Below are 22,740 nucleotides of genomic sequence, written 5' to 3'. Positions count from 1 at the left end.
AAGCCTCTATCTAGCGGCCCGCCGCGTAGCCCTGCATGCCGCGCGGGTTCGCAGCGGCGCGGCGGCGAGGCCCGACTTTCGACGCTGCGGTGAGGCGGCCTTCCGACCAATCGGGGCCGATCTCCACCACATGGCCGCGCCGCTTCAATTCGTCGACGGTCGGCTTCGGTACGCGATTTTCCAGCACCAGCACGCCGGGGCGCGCGGTGCGCGGCCAGAACGAGATCGGGAAATGCTCGGAGTGCCAGGCCGGCGCGTCAATAGCCTCCTGCAGATTCATCTTGGCGTGAACGTGCCGCAGGAAGAACTGCGTGATCCACTGATCCTGCTGGTCGCCGCCGGGCGAGCCCCATGCGAGATACGGCTCGCCGTCGCGCAGCGCCATGGTCGGCGACAGCGTGGTGCGCGGCCGCTTGCCCGGTGCCAGCGCGGCCGGGTGGTTTTCCTCCAGCCAGAACATCTGCGCGCGGCTGCCGAGGCAGAAGCCGAGTTCGGGAATCACGGGCGAGGATTGCAGCCAGCCGCCGGACGGCGTCGCCGAGATCATGTTGCCGGCTTTGTCGATGATGTCGAAATGCACGGTGTCGCCACGCACCTCGCCGAAGCGGCCGACTGTCGGCTCGCCGGCACCCATCGCGCCGACGGCTTCGCGATGCCCCTCCGCGCGGCGCAGCTTGACGACGGCACCGAAGCCCTCGACCGAACCGGGAATGAAGTCGAGCGACGCCTTGTCCTTTGAGATCAGCTTGCGCCGTTCGTCATTATAGGCGTCCGACAGGAGTGTTTCGATCGGGATCTCGGTGAATTTCGGGTCGCCATAGAATGTCTCGCGATCGGCATAGGCGAGCTTGGCGCATTCGATCTGCAGATGGATGAAGTCGGGACCGACAGGATCGAGCCCGTCGAGTTCAAAGCCCTTCAGCAGCGCGAGCTGCTGCAGCATCACCGGGCCCTGGCTCCAGACGCCGGCCTTCTGCACGGTGTAGCGGCCGTAGTCGTAAGTCAGCGGCGCTTCGATGGTCGGCTGCCAACGCGCCATGTCGTCGGCGGTCAGCACGCCGCGATGCGGCGAGCCCGAGACGTCCATCACGTCCTGGGTGCGGCAGAATTTGTCGATCGCCTCGGCGACAAAACCTTTTGACCAGGATTGGCGCGCACGCTCGATCTGCGCGACGCGATCGCCGCCGGCGCTCTCGGCCTCGTTCAGAATGCGGATGTAAGTCTCCGCAAGCCGCTTGTTGGTGAAGATGGTGCCGGGCTTCGGCACCTCGCCATTAGGCAGATAGACATCCGCCGAGGTGGTCCAGTGCTTGCGGAACAACTGCTCCACGATCTGGATGGTCGCGGCCGCGCGCTCGACCAGCGGATAGCCATCGCGCGCATAGATGATCGCGGGCTCCAGCACGTCGCGGAGCTTCACAGTTCCGTAGTCGCGCAGCAGCAGCATCCAGGTCTCGAACGTGCCGGGCACGCAGGCCGCGAGCAGGCCGGTGCCGGGCACCATCTCGAGGCCTTCGCTGCGGTAATGCGCGATGGTCGCCTTGGCCGGCGCCGGACCCTGGCCGCAGATCACCTCGGTCTTGCCGCGCTTGATATCGTGCACGATCACAGGGACGTCGCCGCCGGGGCCGTTCAGATGCGGCTCGACCACCTGGAGCGTGAAGGCCGCCGCGACGCCGGCGTCGAAGGCGTTGCCGCCTTTTTCCAGGATCCCCATGCCGACCGCGGTGGCGATCCAGTGCGTCGAGGTGACGACGCCGAATGTGCCTTCGATTTCAGGCCGGGTGGTGAACGGATCGGGATTGACGTTGCTCATGCGGCTTCACCGTCCAAGGGCTTGTTGCGGCGCACTTGATCACAGGCGGCCTGGGATGCCAACCGTCTGGTGCACATGGCTGCTCGCATCCGCGTGATCACGCCAGAACAGCTGCGACCGGGCTGTTGACGGCGTGGCAGGCCACGCCATTGATCAGATCCGGCGCCTTCTGGCGGCACAAATCGAATGCCAGCGGGCAGCGCGGGTTGAAGGCGCATCCTGGCGGCGGATCGATCGGGTTGGGAATTTCACCCTTGACCGGAATGCGCTGGCGGCCGGACATCGCCAGATCGGGAACCGCGCCGAGCAACATCCTTGTGTAGGGCATCTGCGGATCATCGAACAGCTTGCGGCTTTCGGCGATCTCGACGATGCGGCCGAGATACATCACGCCGATCCGGGTCGCCATGTGGCGGACCACCGCGAGGTTGTGGCTGATGAAGAGGTAGGTCAGGCCGAACTTGTCCTGCAGGTCGCGCATCAAATTGAGGATCTGCGCCTGAACCGAGACATCGAGCGCCGAGGTTGGCTCGTCGCAAACGATGAACTCGGCTTCCGAGGCCAGCGCGCGGGCGATCGCGATGCGCTGGCGCTGGCCGCCGGAAAATTCATGCGGGAATTTCAGGCCGTCGTCGGGGTGCAGGCCGACCAGCGAGAGCAATTCGCCGACGCGCGCCTTGATGTCGCGCTCGCCCTGGATCAGCGCGAAGGCGCGGATCGGCTCGGCCACGATGGCATCGACCCGGTAGCGCGGATTGAGGCTCGCATAGGGATCCTGGAAGATCATCTGGATGCGGCGGCGCAGACGGCGGCGCTCCTGGGCTTGCCGCGGGTTGGTCATCGAGACGCCGTCGATGACGACTTCGCCGGAGCTCGGCGGCAGCAGGCCGACGACCATGCGCGCGACCGTGGTCTTGCCGGAGCCGGATTCACCGACCAGCGCAAAGGTTTCGCCGCGCTTGATGTCGAAGGTGACGCCGTCGACCGCCTTCAGGAATTCGAGATGGCCGCCTTCGAGCACGCGGTTGAGCCATGGCTTCGAGACGTCGAAGACGCGGCGCAGGTTCTTGACGTCGATCAGCGTCGTGCTCATGCCGCGCTCTCCGTCGCCGGCGCGAACAGATGGCAGGCGACCGCTTGCGTGCCATGCTTGACAGGCTCGGGCCGCTCGACGCGGCAACGGTCGAAGACAAAGGCGCAACGCGGATTGAACGGGCAGCCCGGCGGGATCGCCGACAGCCGCGGCATCGATCCGGGAATCTGCACCAGCCGCTTGTCCTCGCCCGCGAGTGTCGGGATCGCGCCCATCAGGCCCTTGGCGTAGGGATGCAACGGATTGCGCACCACGTCCTGCACCGGACCGATTTCGGCGATCCGGCCCGAATACATCACCGCGACGCGGTCGCAGGTTTCGGCGATGACGCCCATGTCATGGGTCACCAGCATCACCGCGGTGCCGTGGTCACGCCCGAGTCGCTTGATCAGCGCGATGATCTGCGCCTGCACCGACACATCGAGCGCGGTGGTCGGCTCGTCGGCGATAATCAGCTCGGGCTCGGCACAGATCGCCAGCGCAATGACGACGCGCTGGCGCATGCCGCCGGAGAATTCGTGCGGGTAGCCGTCGATGCGTTTCTCCGGCGCAGGAATCCCGACCTCGGCGAGCAGGTCGATGGCGCGCTTGCGCGCCGCGCTCTCGCCGAGATTGGTGTGAGTGCGGATGGTCTCGATGATCTGATCGCCGATCCGGTACAGCGGATTGAGGCTGGTCAGCGGATCCTGGAAGATCATGCCGATCCGTTTTCCCCGGATGCGGCGGATTTCCTCCGGTGGCAGATGATCGATCCGCATCCCCGACAGCTCGATCTGGCCGGCGGAGATGCGGCCCGGCGGATCGATCAGGCCGATTACGGCAAGGCCCGTCACCGACTTGCCGGCACCGGACTCGCCGACAACGCCGAGCACCTCGCCCTTGGCGATATCGAACGACACACCGTTGATCGCGTGCAAGACGGCACGGCGGGTGACGAATTCCACCTCGAGGTCGCGGACGGAGAGGACAGGCTGGGTCATCGGAGCTTTGGATTGAGCGCGTCGCGCAGCCAGTCGCCGAGCAGGTTGATGGACAGGATCAGGCCAGCCAGCGCAATGCCCGGAAAGGCGACGATCCACCATTCGCCGGCGAACAGGTAGTTGTTGCCGATCCGGATCAAGGTGCCGAGCGAAGGCATGGTGTCGGGCATGCCAGCGCCGAGGAACGACAGCGTTGCCTCGGTGATGATCGCAAGCGCGAGATTGATGGTTGCGATGACCAGGATCGGGCCCATGGTGTTCGGCAGCACGTGCCGGAGCATGATGGTCGGCGCCGGCAGGCCGATCAGTTGCGCGGCCGCCACGTAATCTCTGTTCTTCTCGACCATGACCGAGCCGCGCACGGTGCGGGCATACTGCACCCAGAAGCTGAGACCGATCGCGATCACGAGCACGCCGAGCGTGCTGGTTTCGTCAAGCCGGTTGCCGAGCAGCGATTTGGCGACGCCGTTGACCAGAAGCGCGATCAGGATCGCCGGGAAGGTGAGCTGCACGTCGGCGATCCGCATGATCAGGCTGTCGATCGCGCCGCCGAAATAGCCGGCGATCAGCCCGAGCGCGATGCCCAGTGCGCCGGCAAAGACCACGCCGGCGACGCCCACGGCGAGCGAGACGCGCAGGCCGTAGAGGATGGCCGAGAAGACGTCGCGGCCCTGCTCGTCGGTGCCGAGCAGGAACGGGCTCTGGCCATCGGCAGTCCACAGCGGCGGAATCCGCGAATTCATCAGTTGCAGTTGCGCGGGATCGAACGGGTTTTGCGCAGATAGCAAGGGCGCGAAGATTGCCAGCAGGAAGAACAGCAGCGTCACAATGGCCGCCGCCATGGTCATCTTCGAGCGGCGGAACGAATAGAAGATGTCGCTGTCGAGCGCGCGCCGGAACCAGCCGGCGCCGGGCGGCGCCTGTGCGCCCTCTTCGCTGCGATGGGGAACGACCGCGTCAGACATGGCTCATCCCTATGACGCGCGGCTGACGGTGGCGCGCAAGCGCGGATCGACCACCGTATAGAGGATATCGACCACGAGATTGATGGTGACGAAGATCAGCGAGACCATCAACAGATACGCGGCCATGATCGGAATATCGACGTTTTGCACGGCCTGCACGAACAGAAGTCCCATGCCCGGCCACTGGAACACGGTTTCGGTGATGATCGAAAATGCAATAACCGAGCCAAACTGCAGCCCGGCGACCGTGATGACGGGAACCAGTGTGTTCTTCAGCGCATGGCCGAAATGGATCGCGCGGGTGGTCAGCCCGCGGGCACGGGCGAAGCGGATGTAATCGGTGCGCAGCACCTCCAGCATTTCGGCGCGTACCAGCCGCATGATCAGGGTCATCTGGAACAGTCCGAGCGTGATCGACGGCAGGATCAGCGCCTTGAGGCCAGAGAGGGTGAGAAGCCCGGTGGTCCACCAGCCGAGCTTCACCACCTGGCCACGGCCGAAGGAGGGCAGCCAGCCCAGCGTCACCGCGAAGAGATAGATCAGGAGGATACCGATCAGGAAGGTCGGCAGCGAGATGCCGACCAGCGAAACAGCCTGGAATAATTTGGCCAGGACGGTGTCGCGCCGCAACGCGGAATAGACCCCCATCAGGATGCCGAACACCATGGCGAGAATGGTGGCGCAGACCGCAAGTTCGAGAGTCGCAGGCAGGCGCTCCTTCAAGAGGTCAGCGACCGGCAGGCGGAATTGATAGGACACGCCGAACTTGAACTGCGCGGCATTGATGAAGTAGCGGCCGAACTGCACCAGCACGGGATCGTCGAGGCCGAGCGACTGCCGGATCGAGGCACGCTCCGCGGCCGAGGTGTCGATCGAGACGATCTGGCTCACGGGGTCGCCCGCGAAGCGGAACATCGCGAACGAGATGACGCCGACAGCGATCATGACGCCGATGGCCTGCAGCGCGCGGCGAAGAGTGAAAGCGAGCATCTCTACCTTTCACTGCTTTTCAGACTTGTTTTCAAACCAGTCGCGCGACGCTGCGCGGCCGGAAAACGACAAGTCCCGGAAGCAGGGGCTTCCGGGACCGAATTCGTTGGCGTCACTTACTCACCTTGTTTGGTCGCCCAGTACAGCAGGACCTGGTTGTCCGCGCGCTGGGTCAGCTTGACCTTGTTCGATACGCCCCACGCCAGCGCCTGCTGGTGCAGCGGGATGTAGCCATATTCCTTGATGACGATCTCGTAGGCCTGCTTGATCAGTTGATCACGCTTGGCGGTGTCGGGTTCGACCAGCACCTTGTCGGTGAGCGCGTCGACCTCCTTGTTGCAATAGCCGCCGAGATTGGCTTCGCCGCGGGTGGAATCCTTCGGATCGTCACGGCAGCCGAGGATGTCGTGAAGCACGTTGTGCGAATCGGAGGTGGCGGGCGTCCAGCCGAGCATGAAGAGCGAGGTCTGGTAGCCGCCGGGCTTCAGCACCTTGGCGAAATACTGCGCCTTCGGCTGCGCCAGCAGGTTCACCTTGACACCGATGCGGGCCAGCATGCCGACCACGGCCTGGCAGATCGCGGCGTCGTTGACGTAGCGGTCGTTCGGGCAATCCATGGTGACTTCAAAGCCGTTCGGATAGCCGGCGTCGGCCAGCAGCTTCTTGGCTCCGTCAGGATCCAGCTTCGGCCGGGTGAACTCCTTCGACAGCGGGTAGAGCTGCGGTGCGACCATCAGCACCGAGGGGGTCGACAACCCCCGCATGACGCGGGTCTTGATCAGCTCGACATCTATGGTCTTGTAGAAGGCTTCGCGGACGCGGATGTCCTTGAACGGGTTCTTGCCCTTGACGTTCGAGTACAGAAGCTCATCGCGCGCCACGTCCATGCCGATGAAGAGGGTGCGGATTTCCGGTCCGGTCAGGACGGTGGCATTGCCGCTTGAATTGACGCGCTGGATGTCCTGGATCGGAACCGGCTCGATCACGTCGACGTCGCCCGAGAGCAGCGCGGCGACCCTTGTGGCGTCGGAGCCAATCGAGGTGAAAATGATCTCCTTCAGATTATGCTCCGGCTTGCGCCAGTAATCCGGATACACCTTGAAGACGGTCTTCACGCCGGGCTGGTGGCTTTCGATCATGAAGGCGCCGGTGCCGTTCTCGTGCAGTGCAGCGTAGCTCGGCGTGGTCGCGGAGGCCGGCGTCGGCGCGACCGCGTTGTTGTCCTCGCACCACTTCTTGTCCATGATGAACCAGCTATCCCACTGCGAGGTCAGGATGGGATTGGGCGAGTCCAGCGTCACGTCGACCGTATAGTCGTCGACCTTGGTGAACTTGGCGTCGCCCGGAACGTTGCTGAGGAAGTTGGAGCCCTTGGCGCGGACGCGATCGGCGGAGAACAGCACGTCGTCGGCGGTGAAGGGATCGCCATTGTGGAATTTCACGCCCTTGCGCAGATGAAAGCGCCATTTGGTCGGGCTTGGCGTCTCCCAGCTTTCCGCCAATGCCGGGATGATCTTCAAATCCTTGTCGCGCGCGACCAACCCTTCATAGACATGGGCGTGGTGGGCGATGGTCGTGGTTTCCTTCAGCGTATAGGGATCGAGCGATTTGAGTTCGCCCTGGTTGGCGTAGCGCAATGTCTGGGCCGATGCCGGCACAGCCCATGCGACCAGCGCGACTGTTGTCGCTGCAACCAAACTCCAACGTACCGACATCTGACCCCGTTCCCGCTATTGTCCGCCGGTTGCACACGCCCGGTCGGTATTGTCGTCCATGTTGCCAGAGTTTGCCCGACGCGCAAGCGCGATTTCCCAAAGGGTTAACCGGTTTGCGCGGGCGCAGCGCAATGACTGGGATTTGAGGATACGCGGTCACCGCAAGCGCGTGACATTCAACTTTCGGAGTGCCAACGTTCATTTCGGCCGCCAGCACCATGGCCTGACGTTCGGACCGGTCACCGAACCGCCCGCCAGCGGCGCCGGTTTGGTTGACCATAACGGGTGATTGAGGCTGACTGGGTCCGGGGGTGGGTTGGGGTCGCTTGCATGACTCACCCTGTCGCGGCGATACTGAGGCGGGTCAGGCGCATTTGAGGAGGCGGACATGAAGGTCAATGTCGAGATAGATTGTACGCCGATCGAAGCGCGACAGTTCATGGGCTTGCCGGACGTGGCGCCGATGCAGGCCGCGGTCATGGACAGACTGCAGCAGCAGATGATCTCGAACATCGACAAGGTCTCGCCTGAGGCCCTGATCCAAAGCTGGTTCACTTTCGATCCGAAGATAGCCGAACGCTTCCAGGACATGTTCGTGACGATGGCCGGCCTCGGCGGCATCGGCAAGAAGGACAAGAAATAGTGGCCGGCACGGACGGGAGCGCTGAGGTGACCGAACGCCGGTTGCGCCCGCCGGGCCTGTTCCTGATGCTGGCCGAGGCGCGCAGCGTGCTCGAGTTCAACACGAGCCTGTTGCTGTCGCCGCTGCTGATGCAGGCGCCAAAGGGCGACGGCCATCCGGTGCTCGCGTTGCCGGGCTTCCTGGCCAGCGACCTGTCGATGGCGCCGATGCGGCGCTATCTGAAGGAGCTCGGCTATGACGCCCATGCCTGGAACCTGGGCCGCAATCTCGGCGGCGTCGCCTCCAAGCGGGGCGCGCTGCGCGATCTCCTGAAGCGGATCCATGAGGCATCCGGGCGCAAGGTCTCGATCATCGGCTGGAGCTTAGGTGGCGTCTATGCGCGCGATCTCGCGCTGCAGATGCCGGACCTGGTGCGCTCGGTCATCACGCTCGGCAGTCCGTTTGCCGATGACATCCGCGCCACCAATGCGACGCGGCTCTATGAGCTATTGTCCGGTGAAGGGGTGAACGACATCCCCGAGATCCGCGAGGCGATCGCCGGCGACATGCCGGTGCCCGCGACCTCGATCTATTCGCGTACCGACGGCGTCGTGAACTGGCGTACCACCCAGTTGCGGCCATCGGCGACCGCGGAGAATATCGAGGTGCATCTCGCCAGCCATGTCGGGCTTGGCGTCAACCCGGCGGCCCTCTGGGCGATCGCCGACCGGCTGGCGCAGCCGGAAGGCGAGTTCCGGCATTTTGACCGGTCCGGTCCCTTTGCCATTGCCTATGGGCCTGCGGAACAGGCACTATCCTGACTGCAGACACCGTCCTGACTAAATGACGAGAAGCGCCGCAAAGGCGCCCGTATCGGTTGATTCTCTGGAGGAAATCATGAGCGACGCCAAGAAGCTGTCCTCGCTGGACGCATCGTTTCTCTATCTGGAAACGCCGGAAATGCCGATGCATGTCGGCAGCATGGCGATCTTTCGCCTGCCCGAGGGCTACAAGGGCGACTTCTTCGAGGAGTTCAAGGCGATGCTCGCCTCGCGGCTGCATATCGCGCCGATCCTCAAAGCGCGCCTGCAGAAGGCGCCGCTCGACATCGACCATCCGTCCTGGGTCGAGGACGACCAGTTCGACATCGACCGTCACATCTTCCGCGCCAGCCTGCCCGCGCCGCGTGATCGCGCGACACTCGAGCGCATCGTCGGCTGGATGCACGCCAAGCTGTTGAACCGCGCCCGCCCGCTCTGGGAGTTCTACGTCTTCGAGGGCATGAAGGACAACGAGATCGGGCTCTATTCCAAGATGCACCATGCCTGCATCGACGGTGGCGCGGGCGCCGCGCTGACCAGCATGATCTACGACGTGACACCGGTGCCGCGGGAGATCGATCCGCCGGCGGCCAGGAAGGTGGCGCCCGAGCCGCGCGATATCGCAGCCAATTTGATCGATGCCTACCAGCAGCTCTGGACCCAGCCATTCGAGGCGGCGGCCACCGCGAAGAAGAGCCTGGAGTTGCCGCGCTCGGGCAAGAGTGACCTCGGCTCGATTCTGTTCGACAACGCCATGTTCCAGATCGAGAGCGCGGTGAAGTTCGCCGGCGCCATGCCGACCATGTTGAAGAGCCTGTCCGATGTTGTGGCCAAGGTCGCGGACCCCAAATCGCGCGAGAGCCTGCAGTCGATGTCCTCGCCGCCGACCATCCTCAACAAGGCGATCTCATCGGAGCGCAGTTTTGCCGGCACCTCGATCTCGCTGTCGCGCGCCAAGGCGGTGGCGAAGGCGTCCGGCGGCAAGCTCAACGACGTCGTGCTCGCGATCGCCTCCGGCGTGGTGCGGCGTTATCTGATCAGCCAGGGCGCGCTGCCGAACAAGTCGCTCACGGCAGGCGTCCCGATCTCGCTGCGTGAGGAGGGCAACGCCGACTCCAACAACCAGGTGTTCGGCATGATCTGTTCGATCGCGACGGACGTCGAAGACCCCAAGCGGCGGCTGGAGACCATCATCGCGCAATCGACCAAGTCCAAGGAAATGTCGCATCCGCTGCGCGCCCTGATGCCGCAGGTCTCCAACATCTCGATGCTGGGCACGCCGATCCTGGTGCAGATCATGGCGCTGCTTTACAGCCGCTCCGACCTGTCCAACGTGCTGCCGCCGGCGACCAACATCACGGTATCGAACGTGCCGGGCCCGCGGCAGACGCTGTACGCCGCCGGCGCGGAACTGCTGCATATCTTCCCGGTCTCGATCTCGACCCACGGCATCGCGCTCAACATCACCGTGCAGAGCTATCGCGACCAGCTCGATTTCGGCTTCATCGTGGGTGCCAACGTCATTCCCCATGTGCAGGTTTTGTGCGACATGCTGCCGCTCGAATTCGATGCACTCGAGGCGGCGTTCGCGCCTCCGCCTGCCGACATCAAAGGCGCGGCCGAGTAGGATTTTGCAATGATTGAAATGCCGCCGCTGCAGTTCGCCGAGACGAACGGCATCCGTATGGGGTTTTATGAAGCCGGTCCGAAGACCGACACGCCGCCGGTGGTGCTGTGCCACGGCTGGCCGGAGCTTGCCTTCTCCTGGCGTCACCAGATCAAGGCGCTGGGGGACGCCGGAATCAGGGTGATTGCGCCGGATCAACGTGGCTACGGCGCGACCGACCGCCCCGAGCCGGTCGAGGCCTATGATATGGAGCATCTGACCGACGACCTCGTCGGCCTGCTCGATCATCTCAAGATCGACAAGGCGATCTTTGTCGGCCACGACTGGGGCGGCTTTGTCGTCTGGCAGATGCCGCTGCGGCACCCGTCGCGGGTCGCCGGCGTCGTCGGCGTCAACACGCCGCATTGGGATCGCGCGCCGGTTGATCCGATCGCGTTGTTCCGCCAGCGCTTCGGCGACCAGATGTATATCGTCCAGTTCCAGGATCCGGCGCGGGAGCCCGACCGTATCTTCGGCAGCCGCGTCGAGCAGACCTTCGACGCCTTTATGCGCAAGCCGGTCGCGCGCCCACCAGGCACTCCGGAGGAAACGCCGATCGCCGGCGTCGGCGCCTCAGCGCGGCTTAACCTGGCGTTTCCGCAGATGATCGCGAACTATGACGCCAAGCACGATCCGCGGACGCCGATCCTCTCAGTGGAGGAGAAGAAGGTGTTCGTCGATACCTTCACGACAACCGGCTTCACCGGCGGCATCAACTGGTATCGCAACTTCACCCGCAACTGGGAACGCTCAGTGGGGCTCGACCATAACGTGCGCGTGCCGTCGCTGATGATCATGGCTGAGAACGACGCAGTGCTGCCGCCGTCGGCCGCCGACGGGATGGAGAAACTGGTGCCGGACCTGGAAAAGTACCTGGTCCGTGGCAGCGGCCATTGGACGCAGCAGGAAAAGCCCGAAGAAGTCAGCGCCAAGCTGATCGAGTGGCGTCGAAAACGGTTTGGGTGACGACGAGACACTAGCGCCGTCATTGCTTCGTCGCTTCGCTCCTCGCAATGACGGTTGAGAGATCAGGCAGGGGGAAACTTCCAAGATGGCGTCCGGCAACAGACTGAGTCCGATCCCGCAGCCGCCGACGAAGCCGGTGGTCGGCAACATGCTGTCGCTGGATTCGACCGCACCCGTGCAGGATCTGGTACGGCTTTCCAAGGAGCTCGGGCCGATCTTCTGGCTCGACATGATGGGCGCGCCGATCGTCATCGTCTCCGGCCATGACCTCGTGGAGGAACTCTCCGACGAGAAGCGCTTCGACAAGGCGGTGCGCGGTTCGCTGCGCCGGGTGCGCGCGGTCGGCGGCGACGGGTTGTTTACTGCCGACACCAGGGAGCCGAACTGGAGCAAGGCGCACAACATATTGATGCAGCCGTTCGGCAACCGCGCCATGCAGTCCTATCACCCGAGCATGGTCGATATTGCCGAGCAGCTCGTCCAGAAATGGCAGCGGCTGAACGCCGACGAGGAGATCGACGTCGTCCACGACATGACGGCGCTGACCCTCGATACGATCGGCCTCTGCGGCTTCGACTACCGCTTCAATTCGTTCTATCGCAGGGATTACCACCCCTTCGTCGAATCGCTGGTGCGCTCGCTCGAGACCATCATGATGACCCGCGGCCTGCCGCTCGAAGGGCTGTGGATGCAGAAGCGGCGCAAGACGCTCACCGAAGACGTCGGCTTCATGAACAGGATGGTCGACGAGATCATCGCCGAGCGGCGCGGCAACACCGACGCGACCTCCGACAAGAAGGACATGCTGGCGGCAATGATGACCGGCGTCGACCGCTCTACGGGTGAGCAACTCGACGACGTCAACATCCGCTACCAGATCAACACCTTCCTGATTGCCGGCCACGAGACCACGTCCGGTCTGCTGTCGTGCACGATCTACGCGTTGCTGAAGCATCCGGAGATCCTGAAGAAGGCCTATGAGGAGGTCGATCGCGTCCTCGGGCCCGACATCGACGCCAGGCCGACCTATCAGCAGGTCACGCAGCTCACCTACATCACGCAATGCCTGAAGGAGGCGCTGCGGCTGTGGCCGCCGGCGCCGGCCTACGGCATCGCGCCGCTGGCCGACGAAACCATCGGCGGCAAATACAAGCTCCGGAAGAACACCTTTATCACCATCCTGGTGATGGCGCTGCACCGCGACCCCTCGGTCTGGGGTCCGAACCCCGACGTGTTCGATCCGGAGAATTTCAGCCGCGAGGCTGAAGCCAAACGCCCGATCAACGCCTGGAAGCCGTTTGGCAACGGCCAGCGCGCCTGTATCGGCCGCGGTTTTGCGATGCATGAGTCGGCGCTCGCGATCGGGATGATCCTGCAACGCTTCAGGCTGATGGACATCCACCGCTACCAGATGCAGCTGAAGGAGACGCTGACGGTCAAGCCCGACGGCTTCAAGATCAAGGTACGGCCGCGCGACGACAGGGATCGCGGCTCGTTCGCCGGCAGTGTGGGTGCCATCACCGCCGCGCCAACGGCGCCGCGCGCACCGATCGCGCGCCCGGGTCACAACACACCGATGCTGGTGCTGTACGGCTCAAACCTCGGTTCGGCCGAGGAGCTCGCGACGCGCATGGCCGATCTCTCCGAGATCAATGGTTTTGCCACACGGCTTGGCCCGCTCGACGACTATGTCGGCAAGCTGCCGGAGGAGGGCGGCGTCCTGATCATCTGCGCCTCCTACAATGGCGCACCGCCCGACAATGCCACGCAGTTCGTCAAATGGCTCGGCGACGACCTGCCGAAGGATGCCTTTGCCAAGGTGCGCTACGCGGTGTTCGGCTGCGGCAACAGCGATTGGGCGGCGACCTATCAATCCGTGCCGCGCTTCATCGACGAGCAGCTTGCCGCGCATGGCGCGCGCGCCGTCTATCCGCGCGGCGAAGGCGATGCGCGCAGCGATCTCGACGGCCAGTTCCAGAAATGGTTCCCGGAGGCCGCGAAGGTTGCAACCAAGGAATTCGGCATCGATTGGAATTTCACCCGGACCGCCGAGGATGAGCCGCTCTACGCGATCGAGCCGGTGGCTCAAGGCGCGGTCAACACCATCGTGGCGCAAGGCGGCGCGGTGCCGATGAAGGTGCTGGTCAACAACGAGTTGCAGACCAAGACGGGTGCCCATCCATCTGATAGGTCGACCCGGCATATCGAGGTCGAGCTGCCGGCGAACCTGAGATATCGCGTTGGCGATCACCTCAGCGTGGTGCCGCGCAACGACCCGACGCTGGTCGATTCCGTCGCGCGCCGCTTCGGCTTCCTGCCGGCCGATCAGATCCGTTTGCAGGTCTCGGAGGGCCGCCGCGCGCAATTGCCGGTCGGCAACGCAGTGTCGGTCGGGCGGCTGCTGACCGAATTCGTCGATCTCCAGCAGGTTGCGACCCGCAAGCAGATCCAGATCATGGCCGAGCAGACCCGCTGCCCGATGACCAAGCCAAAACTGATGGCCTATGTCGGCGACGACGATGCCTCCGCCGAGCGCTACCGGGCCGAGGTGCTGGCCAAGCGCAAATCGGTATTCGATCTGCTCGAGGAATATCCGGCCTGCGAGCTGCCGTTCCACCTTTACCTGGAGATGCTATCGCTGCTCGCGCCGCGCTATTACTCGATCTCGTCGTCACCGGCGGGCGAGGCGCAGCGCTGCAGCGTCACCGTCGGTGTGGTCGAGGCGCCCGCAAGCTCGGGGCGCGGCATCTACAAGGGCGTCTGCTCGAACTATCTGGCGCGCCGTCGCGCCGGCGATACCGTCCACGCCACCGTGAAGGAAACCAAGGCCGGCTTCCGCTTGCCCGACGAAAACGCCGTGCCGATCATCATGATCGGGCCGGGCACGGGACTGGCGCCGTTCCGCGGCTTCCTGCAGGAGCGCGCGGCCCGCAAGGCGCAGGGCAAGACTCTCGGGCCCGCGATGCTGTTCTTCGGCTGCCGGAATCCAGAGCAGGATTTCATCTATGCCGACGAGCTGAAGGCGTTCGCGGCCGACGGTGTCGCGGAACTGCACACCGCGTTCTCACGCGCCGACGGGCCGAAGACCTATGTGCAGCATCTCGTCGCCACGGAGAAGGATCGGGTCTGGGAGCTCATCCAGCAGGGCGCGATCATCTATGTCTGCGGTGATGGCGGGAAGATGGAACCCGACGTCAAAGCGACGTTGATGTCGATTTATCGAGAACGTTCCGGTGTCGATGCTGACGCCGCCGCGCGCTGGATCGAGGAGATGGGCGCGAAGAATCGATACGTGCTCGACGTCTGGGCAGGTGGGTAAGCTAGGGTGGTCATGCTAAACGTCATCGCATGATTCCATGGGAAAAGATCGACACGGCGGGGATTCCCGGCACTGACGATGAATTGCGTCTGATGCGGCGCGGCCGCGAATTCTCGATCATGCTCGGCACCAACGAGTTGATGAACAGCCGCCTGTCGGGCTCGGAAGCTGCGCTGGCGACGCTTGCTGCGAAGCAGATCGAAAAAATCAAGAAGCCGCATTTTCTCATCGGCGGCCTCGGCATGGGCTTTACGCTGCGGGCTGCGCTCGCCGTGCTCGGGAGCGAAGCGCAAATCGTGGTGGCCGAACTGGTGCCCGCGGTCGTCGCCTGGGCGCGCGGCCCGATGGCGGAGATCTTCGGCAACAGCCTGAACGACCCGCGCGTGAGCATCCAGGAACGGGATGTTGCCGATGTCATCGAGCGACATAAGCACACCTTCGACGCGATCCTCCTCGACGTCGACAACGGCCCCGAAGCGCTGACCCGCAAGGCCAATGACGCGTTGTATGATGTCGCCGGACTGAAGACCGCGCACACTGCTTTGCGGCGCGGCGGCGTGCTCGCGGTCTGGTCGTCCGGGCCGAATGCCAAGTTCCCGAAATCGCTTCGCCAGGCCGGTTTCGAGGTCAACGAAGTTGCCGTCCGTGCCACCGGCAAAGGTGGCGGCGCACGGCATGTGATCTGGATCGCGACGAAGGGATAGGCTTTGCCGTGTAGCCCGGATGGAGCCAACGGGTCGCGCGAATGCGCGCCCGATGACAGGCTCCACGCAATCCGGGGGCGGTCGATCCGCGTGCGAAGTGTCCCGGATTGCGCTCCGCTCCATCCGGGCTAGGCACTCAGAACATCGTGTTGCTGTTCGCCGGATTCTCCGGGATCGGCTGCACAACATCCCAGTGCTCGACGATCTTGCCGTTCTCCAGCTTGAAGATGTCGACGATCGCGTTGCCGCGGGTGCCGGGCTCGCGCACCGCGTGGACGTGGAGGATGACGTAGTCGCCATCCACGAACGAGCGCTTGATCTCGCTGTGCGAGTTCGGGAATTTCTCGCGCAGGAAGGCAATGAACTTGCGGAAGCCGTCAGGACCGTCGGGGGCACCCGGATTGTGCTGCACATAGCGGTCGCCGACATAGGCAAGCGCCGCGTCGGCATCCTTCTGGTTCAGCCCCTTCTCGTAGAAGGCCAGCACGGCCTTGCGGTTGGCTTCTTGCTGGGCTTCGCTCGGCGCAGCCATCGCGGCCGGAGAAGCGAGCGCAAGAAAGATTGCGGCGGCGATGGCGGCCCGCAGCCGGAAAATGGTGTTCATCTCTGAAAGCTCCCGGTGACTGATCGCACGCTCTCTACAGGCTTCGCGTCTCGCGCGGAAGAGCGCACCTCGGGCTTACATGGTTACCCCGGAGAAACTCACCTTACGCGGCCTTGGCCGTCGCCCCATGCGCGTGCTTGTCGATCGCGTCGATGATCTCGGGCCACATCGGAATCGGCAGCGCATGGCCCATGCCCTCGATCATCACAAGTTTTGCGCCGGGGATCGAGGCCGCGGTGTCCTTGCCGCCCTCGGGATTGACCAGCGGATCGACCGTGCCATGGATCACCAGCGTCGGCGCCTTGACGCTGCGCAAACGTGCCTTGCGGCTACCTGAGGCAAGAATGGCGCGGAGCTGGCGGCCGACGCCGGGCGGATTGAGGCCACGCTCATAGGTGCGTCTGGCGCGCGCGGGGTCGAGCGCTTCGTCCTCGGGGAACGAGCCGTTGCGCAACACCTTCCAGGTCTGCGCGTAGCGCGCGAAATACTCCTCCTTGGTCGCCGGCGGCGGCGCCATCAGCACCGCGGTCGCCTCACGGGTCGGCGGCGGCACTTTCGGATTGCCGGTTGTCGACATGATCGAGGTCAGCGACCGCACCCGTTCCGGGAACGTGATCGCGATCTCCTGCGCGATCATGCCACCCATCGACGCGCCGACCACATGCGCCGATTTGATACCGAGTTTATCCATCAGCCCGACAGTATCCTGCGCCATGTCGCCCAGTTTGTAGGGCGCCGCGACCGGGATTTTCAGAAAGCGCAGCTTGAGCAGTTCGAGCGGGGTCAGGCGCTTGCCGCCGCTCATATGGGAGGACTTGCCGATGTCCCGGTTGTCGAATCGGACAACGCGAAAGCCGCGCGCGGCGAGCTGGCGGCAGAAATCGTCGTCCCAGTGAATCATCTGAGCCCCGAGGCCCATGATCAGCAGCAGCGGTTCCGCGTTCGCATCCCCAAATATCTCGTAGCAAATGTCGATGCCATTGGCGCGGATGATTTGCGGCGGCTGATGGGCGAGCGTGGTCACGGGCATCCCCTGCTGGTATCGCGGTCAAAACCCTCTATGCCATGGTTTGACGCAGCGCAGAAGGCTTTCGGTGTCGCTGGTCGCGCCGTGCAGTTGACTCGCCCCACGCGAACGGTGTCGTATGGCGCAAACAAGCGGAAGCGCGGCAAGCGCTCGGGATGGTGTGGAGGACGCCGAATGGCCGACAAGGGCAACGACCCTGCCGTGATCTGGCAGACGATGATGGGCGAGATGGAGAAGGGGTTCAACTCCTTCGGCAACCAGCTTATGGCATCGCCGGAATTTTCGCGCGTGATGAACCAGGCCAGCGGCGCCGCGGCAGGGGCGCAGAAGCAGCTTGGCGAATTGATGGAGAAATATCTGCTGGCGATGAACCTGCCGAGCCGCGCCCAGCTCGTCGGCATGGCCGAGCGCATCCAGTCGATCGAAGGCCAGCTCAGCGAGATCAAGGCGCTGCTGCAGCAGGTGCACCACAACTCGCTGGCGCCGGAGGGCGGCTATGGCACGACCCAGCGTCCGCCGCGCACCAAACAGCCACCGCCGGAGGGAGAGCGAAAATGAACGCTCCCACAGGATTTGACGTCGGCTCGATCGCGGAGCGCGTGCAGTCCGAGGTGCAACGCGCGATCCAGCGCAGCATCAAGGGTGTCGAGTATATATCGAGCTCCGGTCCGTCGCTCGGCTCGACGCCGAAGGATGTGCTGATTTCGCGCGGCACCATGAACCTCTATCACTACCGGCCGATGGCAAGCGAAGTCTATCGCGTGCCGATCCTGATCGTGATGGCAACCACCAACCGCGGCTACATCCTCGACCTGGTGCCCGGCCAGAGCTTCATCGAGTTCATGCTCAAGCGCGGCTATGACGTCTATATGCTGGACTGGACCGCGCCGAAGCCGGAGGAGAAATCGCTGGCGATGGAGGATTACGTCCTCGACTTCATCCCGGACTGCGTCCGCCGCGTGCAGCAGGATTCTGGCGAGACCGACGTTTCGATCATCGGCTATTGCTTCGGCGGTGTGCTGTCGCTGCTTTACGCCTCGATCTTCAACGACGGGCCGATGAAGAACCTGATCTGCTTCACGACGCCGATCGACTTCCGCGAGATGAAGCTGTTTCGGAGCTTCTCTGACCGACGATATTTCGACGTCGACAAGCTCGTGGACAGCGTTGGCAATGTGCCGGGCGACATGATCATGACCTCGTTCGATATGCTGCGGCCGGCGTCGCGCGTATTCAGCCAGGTGCAGTTGTGGGACAACATCTGGAACGACGAATACGTCAAAGGTTACCGGATGATGGATCGCTGGGGCACGGACACACTGCCGCTGGCCGGCGAATATTTCCGTCAGACCGTCAAGAACCTGATGTGGGACAACAAGCTCTTCAACGACACCATGACAGTCGGCGGCCGCGAGGCGAAGCTCGCCAACATCAAGGTGCCGATCCTGCATGCGGTCGCCGAGCACGACCATATCGTGCCGTATGACGCGGCAAAGCACCTGATCACCAAGATCGGCTCCGAGGACAAGGAGGAGGTGATGCTGAAAGGCGGTCACGTCTCACTGGTTGCCGGCGCCAACGCGATCAAGCGGCTGTGGCCGAAACTGGATACCTGGTTGAGCAAGAGATCGACATGACCGAACAACGTTCCTATCCGCGCCACGTCAAGACCGAGGCGGGCGACATCGAATTCCATCTGATGACGCGGGCCGACGAAGCCGCGGTGCTCGCCTTCGCGCAAAAGCTGCCGACGCATGACCTGCTGTTCCTGCCGCGCAACATCAGCCAGCCGAAGGTGCTGTCGGCCTGGGTCAACGAGATCGACCGTGGCGACATCACGAGCCTGCTGGCGATCAAGGAGGGCAAGGTGGTGGGCTGCGGCACGGTGGTGCGCGACCCACATTCCTGGTCGCCCCATGTCGGCGAAATCAGGATGGTGGTGTCGCTGGATGTCCGCGGGCAGGGCGTCGGCCGGGCGCTGTCGCAGGAGACCTTTGCCATCGCGCTGGGGGCCGGGCTGGAGAAGTTCTCGGTGCAGATGACCGTCGACCAGCGGGCGGCGATCGCGTTGTTCGAAAGCCTCGGCTTCAAGGCGGAGGCGCTGCTGCGCGACCACGTCCGCGACGTCGAGGGCAAGACCCACGACATCGTTGTGCTCGGGCACAATGTGGCGCAGGTCCGGGCCCAGATGGAAGCCTATGGGCTTCCCGGGGCAGTCCAACAGTAATTAGGCACCTTTTGCCGCCGGTTCCGCAGGCAATCTGCTGGATATTTACGCTGCTCACGCGTTCGTGATATCGCGCTGCACCATTGATGTTGCGATGCACCATTAACTGTGTCACAACACTCTTGCCCCGGGCCAATCCGGACGGGGTGAGCCCATAGCTCAAACCTGAGGATGGAGAGAGACCCCAATGACCACCGAAACCAATTCCGTGCTGAACACCGTCAAGGATGCCTTCGCGCCCGTCACCGAGGCGTTCACCAAGCTACAGAACCTGGAAGTTCCGGAAGCCGCCCGTGAGTTCGTGAAGAAGCAGGCCGAGACCGCCAAGACCCGCGCTGCCGATGCGTATGCCGGCTCCGAGAAGGTGACTGCCGCGATCGAGTCCGCCGTTGCCGGTTCGGTGACCGAGGCCGCCAAGATCAGCCGTAACATCCAGCAGGCGATCTTCCAGGACGCGGAAGCGTTCTTCTCCGGCATCGACAAGCTCGCTTCGGCGAAGTCGCTGAGCGAAGCTGCCCAGATCCAGTCGGAAATGGTCCGTGCGCGTGGCGAACTGTTCGTCTCGCGGGCGAAGGCGACCACCGAGTATTTCGGCAAGCTCGTCGCCGACGGTGCCAAGACCGCGCAGGACAATTTCGCCAAGGTCTATACCAAGACCGCCTGATCGCGATCCGACCAACTGACCAATTCGAAGGCCCGCCGTTTCGCGGGCCTTCTTTTTTGGGCGCCGCGCCATAGATCGTCGTCGTATCTTCCGTCATTCCGGACGACGCGAAGCGGCGATCCGGAATCTCGAGATTCCGGATTCGTGCTTCGCACGCTCCGGAATGACGATAATGGGGGCGGTGCGCTCCGGCTTAATGCATTTGTCCCTACGAAAAGTCCCATGACCCTTCCCGCCGCCCTCAGCGCAACTCCCGTCGATGTCGAACGCGCGGCCGAGCTGCGGCGCGTGAAGTGGCTGGCGACGGGCGTGCTGGCGGCGACCTTCGTCATCTTCATCGCTTCGAAGGCGCTGCTGCCTATGCATCCCGCCTTCGGCTTCATCGCGGCGTTCGCGGAGGCCGCGACGATCGGCGGGCTCGCCGACTGGTATGCCGTCGTCGCCCTGTTCAAGCGGCCGCTGGGACTGCCGATCCCGCACACTGCCATCATCCAGAGCAACCAGCAGCGCATCGCCGAGAAGCTCGGCGAATTCATCGAGACGAACTTCCTCGACAGTGGGCCGGTCGACGCCAAGCTGCGCGAGATCGACTTCGGCAGCTTCATCGCCGACTGGCTCCGCGACCGCAAGCGGGCCGAGGATCTGGCGCGCTTCGTGTTGCGGATGCTGCCCGAGGCGTTGTCGGCGACCGAGTCGTCAGGCCTGATGCAGTTCATCAGCCGCCGCATCACGACGCAGATTCTCTCGGTCGATCTGGCGCCGCTTGCGGCCGGCGCACTGCGCGGCTTCGTGCAGGAGGGCAAGCATGCGGGCCTGCTCGACGACATCCTGCGCGCGATGCATCAGACGCTGACGCAGCAGGAGACCATGGCGCTGATCCGCGACAAGGTTCGCGCCGAGATGCCGACGCTGCTTAGGCTCTACCGCGCCGACAAGTTCGTGGTGAACCGGATCATCGCCTCGGCCACGAAGTTCTTCGAGGAAGTGCGCGATGACCCGAAGCATCCGTTCCGCGGCGAATTCGATCGCATGCTGCTGTCCTTTGTCGACCGGCTCGGCAGCGACCAGGCGTTCGCCGATCGCATCGAGGGCCTCAAGCGCGACCTGATGGCGCGGCCGGAGCTTGCCAATCTCGGCCGCACCATCTGGGCCAACGTCAAGGATTTCATCGAGCGCAGCGCCTCGGGCGAGTCGCAGGTGCTGCAGCATCAACTCGCAAGAATGTTCACCGAGGCCGGCGAGGCGCTGGCCGGCGACGCCGAGCTGCGCGGCGAGATCAACCAGGGGCTGGCCGCGATTCTGCGCACGGTCGTCGCCGAGCAAAAAAGTGGCGTCTCGACCTTCATCGCCGACCAGATGAAGAGCTGGGACATGGAGCAGTTGATCGCGTTGATCGAGGTCAATGTCGGCAAGGATTTGCAGTACATCCGCTTCAACGGCTCGCTGATCGGCGGGCTTGCCGGGCTTGCACTTTACACGCTGGAATATGTGCTGCGGCTGCTGTGACCGATTAGGCACGGAAGCGCTTTTAGTTGTGGCGGATGTGACTTAGGGCGCTTGCAAGAAAGTGATCGGTTCCCTAGCTTTTCACGACAGATTGTTGCGTTGCGGAACGATTCCGCCGGATTTGCGTCAATCCCTTTGACCTATCCTGTTGACCCATTGCCGGCTGCCGGGACCTCAGGGCCACGCCGGAAGAGGAGTTGAAATGTCCGTTGCTGCGCAGACGCTACGCCCGCCGTCCAGGACACTGATGTTTCTGGAAGGCCGCGCCATTCATGAACTCGGCGCCTTCCTCGGCGCGTTGCCGCTGTTGAGCCTGGCCCCACGCGGCGACGGCCATCCGGTGCTGGTGCTGCCCGGGCTCGTTGCGTCCGACACGTCGACCCGTCCGCTGCGCAGCTTTCTCAACAGCAAGGGCTACGCCGTCAGCGGCTGGCGCCAGGGCCGCAATCTCGGGCTTCGTGATGGCGTGCAGAACGCGATGGTCGATCTGCTGCGGGAGATGAACGAGACGAGCGGCCGCAAGGTCTCGCTGGTCGGCTGGAGCCTCGGCGGTCTCTATGCACGCCAGCTCGCCAAGATGATGCCGGAGCGCGTACGCCAGGTGATCACGCTCGGCAGCCCGTTTGCAGCGGGTCCGAAGGCGACCAATGCCTGGCGCGTCTACGAGATGGCCAGCGGCCGCCGCGCCGACGAAGAGGATGCCCGTTTCGGCGGTTCGCTCGCCGGCGCGCCGCCGGTGCCGACCACCGCGGTCTTCAGCCGCACCGACGGCATCTGTGCGTGGCAGGGCTGCCGGGAGCAGACATCCGCCACGACCGAGAGCATCGAGGTCGAGAGCAGCCATTGCGGCATGGGCCATCATCCGGCCGCCGTCTACGCGGTCGCCGATCGCCTCGCGCAGAAGGAAGGCGAGTGGGCCCCGTTCGATCGCGGCGGCTGGCGCAGCATGGTCTATCCGGATCCGAATAGGTAACGACGGGCGTTTCCCTTACCTCGCCCCGCTTGCGGGGAGAGGTCGGATTGCATCGCAGATGCAATCCGGGTGAGGGGGAGTC

20 protein-coding genes are annotated in these 22,740 nt (G+C 63.9%); 12 read left to right on the top strand and 8 right to left on the bottom strand.

Annotated features, from left to right (window positions below; translation table 11 throughout):
• Positions 1-10: 10 nt before the first annotated feature.
• The 6 genes from UP09_RS13600 to UP09_RS13575 all read right to left on the bottom strand — a co-directional run bounded on the left by UP09_RS13600 (position 11) and on the right by UP09_RS13575 (position 7,559).
• Positions 11-1,816, bottom strand: coding sequence for a gamma-glutamyltransferase family protein (locus tag UP09_RS13600; protein WP_044538705.1), 1,806 nt, complete (start codon positions 1,814-1,816; stop codon positions 11-13).
• 97 nt (positions 1,817-1,913) lie between these two features.
• The gene (locus UP09_RS13595) at positions 1,914-2,909 is read right to left on the bottom strand and encodes an ABC transporter ATP-binding protein (protein WP_044538704.1); all 996 of its coding nucleotides are present in this window, start codon (positions 2,907-2,909) and stop codon (positions 1,914-1,916) included.
• Positions 2,906-3,889: an ABC transporter ATP-binding protein gene (locus tag UP09_RS13590; protein WP_044538703.1), complete on the bottom strand. Its 984-nt coding sequence runs from the start codon at positions 3,887-3,889 to the stop codon at positions 2,906-2,908. The genes UP09_RS13595 and UP09_RS13590 overlap by 4 nt, the downstream gene beginning before the upstream one ends.
• Positions 3,886-4,854 carry an ABC transporter permease gene (locus UP09_RS13585; protein ID WP_044538702.1) on the bottom strand — a complete coding sequence of 323 codons (969 nt, stop codon included), beginning with the start codon at positions 4,852-4,854 and terminating at the stop codon, positions 3,886-3,888. The genes UP09_RS13590 and UP09_RS13585 overlap by 4 nt, the downstream gene beginning before the upstream one ends.
• Positions 4,855-4,863: 9 nt before the next feature.
• Positions 4,864-5,844 carry an ABC transporter permease gene (locus UP09_RS13580; protein ID WP_044538701.1) on the bottom strand — a complete coding sequence of 327 codons (981 nt, stop codon included), beginning with the start codon at positions 5,842-5,844 and terminating at the stop codon, positions 4,864-4,866.
• A 116-nt stretch (positions 5,845-5,960) separates the two neighbouring features.
• The gene (locus UP09_RS13575; protein ID WP_044538700.1) at positions 5,961-7,559 is read right to left on the bottom strand and encodes an ABC transporter substrate-binding protein; all 1,599 of its coding nucleotides are present in this window, start codon (positions 7,557-7,559) and stop codon (positions 5,961-5,963) included.
• 388 nt (positions 7,560-7,947) lie between these two features.
• On the opposite strand from UP09_RS13575, the gene UP09_RS13570 reads away from it, so the two are divergent.
• The 6 genes from UP09_RS13570 to UP09_RS13545 all read left to right on the top strand — a co-directional run bounded on the left by UP09_RS13570 (position 7,948) and on the right by UP09_RS13545 (position 15,657).
• On the top strand, positions 7,948-8,202 hold the full coding sequence (locus UP09_RS13570) for a DUF6489 family protein (RefSeq protein WP_044538699.1): 255 nt from the start codon (positions 7,948-7,950) through the stop codon (positions 8,200-8,202).
• The gene (locus tag UP09_RS13565; RefSeq protein WP_044538698.1) at positions 8,199-9,002 is read left to right on the top strand and encodes an alpha/beta fold hydrolase; all 804 of its coding nucleotides are present in this window, start codon (positions 8,199-8,201) and stop codon (positions 9,000-9,002) included. Before UP09_RS13570 ends, UP09_RS13565 begins: the two co-directional genes overlap by 4 nt.
• A gap of 76 nt (positions 9,003-9,078) precedes the next feature.
• Positions 9,079-10,629, top strand: a complete 1,551-nt coding sequence (locus UP09_RS13560) for a WS/DGAT/MGAT family O-acyltransferase (protein ID WP_044538697.1) — start codon at positions 9,079-9,081, stop codon at positions 10,627-10,629.
• A gap of 9 nt (positions 10,630-10,638) precedes the next feature.
• Complete coding sequence (locus tag UP09_RS13555; protein ID WP_044538696.1) at positions 10,639-11,634, top strand: alpha/beta fold hydrolase; 996 nt, start codon at positions 10,639-10,641, stop codon at positions 11,632-11,634.
• Between the two features lie 85 nt (positions 11,635-11,719).
• Complete coding sequence (locus UP09_RS13550; RefSeq protein WP_044538695.1) at positions 11,720-14,953, top strand: bifunctional cytochrome P450/NADPH--P450 reductase; 3,234 nt, start codon at positions 11,720-11,722, stop codon at positions 14,951-14,953.
• 29 nt (positions 14,954-14,982) lie between these two features.
• On the top strand, positions 14,983-15,657 hold the full coding sequence (locus UP09_RS13545) for a spermidine synthase (protein ID WP_044538694.1): 675 nt from the start codon (positions 14,983-14,985) through the stop codon (positions 15,655-15,657).
• 136 nt (positions 15,658-15,793) lie between these two features.
• Here UP09_RS13545 and UP09_RS13540 read toward each other — a convergent pair whose 3' ends face one another.
• A complete protein-coding gene (locus UP09_RS13540) occupies positions 15,794-16,261 on the bottom strand; it encodes a nuclear transport factor 2 family protein (protein ID WP_044538693.1) in 468 nt (155 codons plus the stop codon).
• Positions 16,262-16,364: 103 nt separating this feature from the next.
• Positions 16,365-17,291, bottom strand: a complete 927-nt coding sequence (locus UP09_RS13535) for an alpha/beta fold hydrolase (RefSeq protein ID WP_082070124.1) — start codon at positions 17,289-17,291, stop codon at positions 16,365-16,367.
• A gap of 171 nt (positions 17,292-17,462) precedes the next feature.
• On the opposite strand from UP09_RS13535, the gene UP09_RS13530 reads away from it, so the two are divergent.
• From UP09_RS13530 to UP09_RS13505, 6 genes are all read left to right on the top strand, one after another.
• On the top strand, positions 17,463-17,846 hold the full coding sequence (locus UP09_RS13530) for a hypothetical protein (protein ID WP_044538692.1): 384 nt from the start codon (positions 17,463-17,465) through the stop codon (positions 17,844-17,846).
• A complete protein-coding gene (locus tag UP09_RS13525; protein ID WP_044538691.1) occupies positions 17,843-18,925 on the top strand; it encodes a PHA/PHB synthase family protein in 1,083 nt (360 codons plus the stop codon). The genes UP09_RS13530 and UP09_RS13525 overlap by 4 nt, the downstream gene beginning before the upstream one ends.
• Positions 18,922-19,515, top strand: coding sequence for a GNAT family N-acetyltransferase (locus UP09_RS13520; RefSeq protein WP_044538690.1), 594 nt, complete (start codon positions 18,922-18,924; stop codon positions 19,513-19,515). The genes UP09_RS13525 and UP09_RS13520 overlap by 4 nt, the downstream gene beginning before the upstream one ends.
• 187 nt (positions 19,516-19,702) lie before the next feature.
• On the top strand, positions 19,703-20,179 hold the full coding sequence (locus UP09_RS13515) for a phasin (protein WP_044538689.1): 477 nt from the start codon (positions 19,703-19,705) through the stop codon (positions 20,177-20,179).
• A 222-nt stretch (positions 20,180-20,401) separates the two neighbouring features.
• A complete protein-coding gene (locus UP09_RS13510) occupies positions 20,402-21,685 on the top strand; it encodes a DUF445 domain-containing protein (protein ID WP_044538688.1) in 1,284 nt (427 codons plus the stop codon).
• Positions 21,686-21,887: 202 nt separating this feature from the next.
• A complete protein-coding gene (locus tag UP09_RS13505; protein WP_044538687.1) occupies positions 21,888-22,658 on the top strand; it encodes an esterase/lipase family protein in 771 nt (256 codons plus the stop codon).
• The last annotated feature ends 82 nt before the right edge of the window (positions 22,659-22,740 follow it).

Origin of the sequence: Bradyrhizobium sp. LTSP885 (assembly GCF_000938305.1) — a bacterium.
Classification (GTDB): domain Bacteria; phylum Pseudomonadota; class Alphaproteobacteria; order Rhizobiales; family Xanthobacteraceae; genus Bradyrhizobium.
Note: the sequence above shows the minus strand (reverse complement) of the source record. Positions and strands in the feature narration are given on the sequence as shown.